The 3,824-nt window shown below is 69.0% G+C and carries 2 protein-coding genes; one reads left to right on the forward strand and one right to left on the reverse strand.

Translation table 11 applies throughout. The features are described from left to right. Positions 1-38: 38 nt before the first annotated feature. Positions 39-1,019 (reverse strand): hypothetical protein, encoded by a 981-nt coding sequence (locus ACWGH4_RS32665; protein ID WP_441263004.1) that lies wholly within the window; start codon positions 1,017-1,019, stop codon positions 39-41. A gap of 137 nt (positions 1,020-1,156) precedes the next feature. Between ACWGH4_RS32665 and ACWGH4_RS32670 the strand changes: the two genes are divergently transcribed. After that, positions 1,157-3,778, forward strand: coding sequence for a valine--tRNA ligase (locus ACWGH4_RS32670; protein ID WP_441263003.1), 2,622 nt, complete (start codon positions 1,157-1,159; stop codon positions 3,776-3,778). Positions 3,779-3,824 lie beyond the last annotated feature (46 nt).

The raw sequence follows: 3,824 nt of genomic DNA on the forward strand, positions 1-3,824 counted from the left end.
GTCGTTGACCGGGCGCCCCTTTCGCTTACGCGGTGCCGCTACTTCGCGACACGCACCTCGTTGCGCACGTCGGAAGCGAGCTTCGCCGCCTCGTCGAGCGTGGTGCCCTTCGCGCCCTGGACCGGCTCGACGACGCCGAGGGTGCTGTAGTCGGACCACAGGCACATGTAGGTCTTCTGGGTCATGCCCGTCTTCTGGTTCTTGCTCTCGGCCTCCTGGCACTTCATCAAAGCGCCGTCCAGGCCGTCGGGGTTCACCTCCTGCGGGTCCCCGATCATCTTGGTCTCCGTGTCCTTCGTGTTCTTGCTGAACTCGGCGAAGGCCGCGTCGAGGACCTTCGCCGGGTCCTCGATCTTGCCGTAGAAGCCGATGAAGACCAGGTTCTGCGCCTTGGAGACCTTCTCGAGCGCCGTGGGGTCGCTCGGGTCGAGCTTCGTCAGATCGATCGTCGAGTAGGTGGAACCGATGGACATGGCATCGGTCACCCCGCTCGCGGCGAGCATCTTCGAGGAGTCCTCGTCGGCCGGCTTCGGCTCCGGATCCTTCTTGTCGGCGCGCATGTACTTGCCGCCGATGATGGTCTTCGGCGCCGTCAGCTTGTGCGGGCCGTCGTCCTCGAGGCCGCCACCGCCGCCGCCGAAGACGAAGTAGCCGCCCACGCCCAGCGCGGCCACCAGCACCGCCGCGCCGATGATGAGACCGGTCTTCTTGCCGCCACCGCCCTGGGCCGGCGGCGGGGGCGGATAGCCGCCCGGCTGCTGCGCGCCGTACTGGGGCTGCTGGCCGTAAGGGCCGGGCTGACCGGGCTGTCCGGGCTGCTGCGGGTATCCATAAGGCTGCTGCGGCGGCACACCCTGCGGGGCCTGCTGCGGGTACCCGTAACCGGGCTGCGGGGCCTGCGGCTGCTGGCCGTAAGGGCCGGGCTGGCCCTGCGGCTGGCCGTAAGGCCCCGGCTGGCCGTACGGTCCGGGCTGCTGCGGCTGCTGCCCGCCGTACGGGCCCGGCTGGTTGTAGCTCATTACGGGTTTTCCCCTCGTGATGTCTGTGTGTCCCGAACATCCTGGCCCAAGCCCCGGCCCGATGGGGCCCCGGGGGGCACACCGTTACCGAAGAATCGAGTTTCGGAACGGCTCCATGACACCTCTAAACTGGCCCCGTGACCGAGAAGACTCAGCAGCAGACAGCGCCCACTCCCGAACTGCCGACCCAGTACGCGCCGGCCGAGGTCGAGGGGGCGTTGTACGAGCGCTGGGTAGAACGCGGGTACTTCGAGGCGGACGCGCAGAGCGACAAGCCGCCGTTCACGGTCGTCATCCCGCCGCCCAACGTCACCGGAAGCCTCCACCTGGGCCACGCCTTCGAGCACACGCTGATCGACGCGCTCACCCGCCGCAAGCGGATGCAGGGTTACGAGACGCTGTGGCAGCCCGGCATGGACCACGCCGGCATCGCCACGCAGAACGTCGTCGAGCGTGAGCTCGCCAAGGAGGGCAAGTCCCGTCACGACCTCGGCCGTGAGGCGTTCATCGAGCGGGTCTGGCAGTGGAAGGGCGAGTCCGGCGGGCAGATCTCCGGCCAGATGCGCCGCCTCGGCGACGGTGTCGCCTGGTCCCGCGAGCGGTTCACGATGGACGAGGGCCTGTCCCAGGCCGTCCAGACCATCTTCAAGAGGCTCTACGACGACGAGCTGATCTACCGCGCCGAGCGCATCATCAACTGGTGCCCGCGCTGTCTGACCGCCATCTCCGACATCGAGGTCGAGTACCAGGACGACGACGGCGAGCTCGTCTCCATGAAGTACGGCGACGGCGACGACACCATCGTCGTCGCGACGACGCGCGCGGAGACGATGCTCGGTGACACGGCCGTCGCCGTCCACCCCGACGACGAGCGCTACAAGCACCTCATCGGCAAGCAGATCAAGCTGCCACTGACGGACCGTTCGATCCCGGTCGTCGCGGACACGCACGTCGACCCCGAGTTCGGCACCGGCGCCGTCAAGGTGACGCCCGCCCATGACCCGAACGACTTCGAGATCGGGCAGCGGCACAACCTGCCCTCCCTCGCGGTCATGGACGAGCGCGCCGTCATCACCGCTCACGGACCGTTCGAGGGTCTCGACCGCCTCGAGGCACGGTCGGCGATCGTCGGCGCCCTGCGCGCCGAGGGCCGGATCGTCGCCGAGAAGCGCCCGTACGTCCACTCCGTCGGCCACTGCTCGCGCTGCAAGACGACCATCGAGCCGCGGCTGTCCATGCAGTGGTGGGTCAAGGTCGGCCCGCTGGCCAAGGCGGCCGGGGACGCCGTCCGCGACGGCCGGGTCAAGATCCACCCGCAGGAGATGGAGAAGCGCTACTTCGACTGGGTCGACAACCTCCACGACTGGTGCATCTCGCGCCAGTTGTGGTGGGGCCACCGCATCCCCGTCTGGTACGGCCCGAACGGCGAGATCGTCTGCGTCGGCCCCGACGAGCAACCGCCGAGCGGCGACGGCTGGACCCAGGAGACCGACGTCCTCGACACCTGGTTCTCTTCGGGTCTGTGGCCCTTCTCCACGCTGGGGTGGCCGGAGCAGACCGAGAGCCTCGCGAAGTTCTATCCGAACTCCGTCCTGGTCACGGGCTACGACATCCTCTTCTTCTGGGTCGCCCGGATGATGATGTTCGGCCTCTACGCGATGGACGGCACGCCGCCGTTCCACACCATCGCCCTGCACGGCATGGTCCGGGACCAGTTCGGCAAGAAGATGTCGAAGTCCTTCGGCAACGCGGTCAACCCGCTGGACTGGATGGACAAGTACGGCTCCGACGCGCTGCGCTTCACGCTCGCCCGGGGCGCCAACCCGGGTGTCGACGTCCCGATCGGCGAGGACTGGGTCCAGGGCTCCCGGAACTTCGCCAACAAGATCTGGAACGCCACCCGCTTCGCGCTGATGAACGGCGCCACCGTCGAGGGCCCGCTGCCGGCGCCCGAGGAGATGTCCTCCACGGACCGGTGGATCCTGTCGCGGCTGAACAAGACCGTCGCCGAGGTGGACGCGTACTACGAGGACTACCAGTTCGCGAAGCTGTCGGAGACTCTCTTCCACTTCGCCTGGGACGAGGTCTTCGACTGGTACGTCGAGCTGTCCAAGACGACGTTCTTCGCGGGCGGCGAGCCGGCCAAGGTCTCGGCCCGGGTCCTGGGCGAGGTCCTCGACGTCATGCTGCGGCTGCTCCACCCGGTGGTCCCGTTCGTCACGGAGACGCTGTGGACCGCGCTGACCGGTAAGGAGTCGCTCGTCATCGCCGACTGGCCGGCCGACAGCGCCTTCCGCGACGAGGCCGCCGAGCGGGAGATCGAGCTCGTCCAGCGGGTCGTCACCGAGGTCCGCCGGTTCCGCAGCGACCAGGGACTGCAGCCCGGCCAGAAGGTCCCCGCCAGGCTCACCCTCGACGGCACGGCGCTCGCCCCGCACGAGGCCGCGATCCGTCAGCTGCTGCGCCTCCAGCCGGAGGGCGAGGGCTTCCACGCCACCGCGTCGCTGCCCGTCGCCGGTGCCACCGTCGCGCTCGACCTGTCGGGCACGATCGACGTCGAGGCGGAGCGCAAGCGGCTGACGAAGGACCTGGGCGCGGCGGAGAAGGAGGTCGCCCAGGCGACCGCCAAGCTCGGCAACGAGGCGTTCCTCGCCAAGGCACCGGACAACGTGGTCGACAAGATCCGCACCCGGCTCGCCAAGGCCGAGGAGGACATCGCGCGGATCAACACCCAGCTCGCCAACCTGCCGGCGAGCTGAGCCGCGGGAACGCGATACGGCCGAGGCCCCGGGGACGCCCCCGGGG

The sequence above is a fragment of the Streptomyces sp. NPDC054847 genome (assembly GCF_053610925.1).

Bases quoted from the DNA above. Each gene is read 5' to 3' on its own strand.
- ACWGH4_RS32665 (WP_441263004.1), bottom strand. From the start codon at position 1,019: ATGAGCTACAACCAGCCGGGCCCGTACGGCGGGCAGCAGCCGCAGCAG.